This is a genomic window from Thioclava kandeliae, assembly GCF_040297545.1.
In the GTDB taxonomy this organism is placed as follows: domain Bacteria; phylum Pseudomonadota; class Alphaproteobacteria; order Rhodobacterales; family Rhodobacteraceae; genus Thioclava; species Thioclava kandeliae.
Window position 1 is genome coordinate 1 of record NZ_JAYWLC010000082.1, and the last position, 831, is coordinate 831.

At 59.4% G+C, this 831-nt stretch carries 2 protein-coding genes; both read left to right on the top strand.

All coding sequences use genetic code 11. The features are described 5' to 3' along the window. Nucleotides 1-45 precede the first annotated feature (45 nt). Nucleotides 46-240 carry a transposase gene (locus VSX56_RS20685; RefSeq protein ID WP_350939385.1) on the top strand — a complete coding sequence of 65 codons (195 nt, stop codon included), beginning with the start codon at nt 46-48 and terminating at the stop codon, nt 238-240. Nucleotides 241-321: 81 nt separating this feature from the next. After that, on the top strand, nt 322-831 hold a 510-nt coding region (locus tag VSX56_RS20690; protein WP_350939386.1), incomplete at its 3' end, for a DDE-type integrase/transposase/recombinase.

The window sequence follows — 831 nt, forward strand, 5'->3', positions numbered from 1 at the left end:
ATGCGGAAGTAGAATTTTCTCGTCAGGATGAGTGAGGAGATTCCGATGAAGAACACACGTTTCACCGAGGTCCAGATCATGGGCGTGCTGCGCCAGGTGGAAGGCGGTGTGCCAGCAGCCGAGCTTTGCCGTGAGCACGGGATGAGCAGCACGACACTGTACAAGTGGCGCGCCAAGTATCGTCAGCGAGATGAAGGCGATAGCGGAGGAGAATCGCCGCCTGAAGCGCATGTATGCTGACGTCAGCATGCAGAATGATCTGCTCAAGGAGGCCTGAAGTCGCCAACTCAACGCCGGGAGTTGGCCGTAAAAGCGGTGGCGATGAAGGGCGTCAGCATTGCGCTAGCGTATCGGGCCTTCGATGTCAGCGAGACGTGCTTTCGATACAGCCCGAAGCTCGATGACGAGAACGAACAGATTGCCGGTCTGCTGCCCGGACTGACAAAGGCAAAAAAGACCTGGGGCTTCGGCCTGTGTTTTCTCTACATGCGCAACGTCCAAGGGCACGGGTGGAACCACAAGCGCCTGTCCCGGATCTACCGCGAGCTGGAGCTGAATCTCAGGATCAAGCCCAGCAAGCGGCTGAAGCGGGACAAGCCAGAGGCGTCGGCGGTTCCAGAGGCCGCGAACGAAGTCTGGTCGATGTATTTCATGGCAGACCGCCTCGGGGACGGTCGCCAGTTCCGGCTGCTGAACGTCCTAGACGACTTCAACCGCGAAGGCCTAGGGATCGAGATCGACTTCTCGCTCCGCGCCGAGCGCGTTGTCCGAGCGTTGAACCAGATCATCGAATGGCGCGGCCCGCCCAAGACGATCAGGGTCGACAATGGC

Coding starts and splice junctions, on each gene's coding strand:
- VSX56_RS20685 (WP_350939385.1), top strand. CDS start 46: ATGAAGAACACACGTTTCACCGAGGTCCAGATCATGGGCGTGCTGCGC.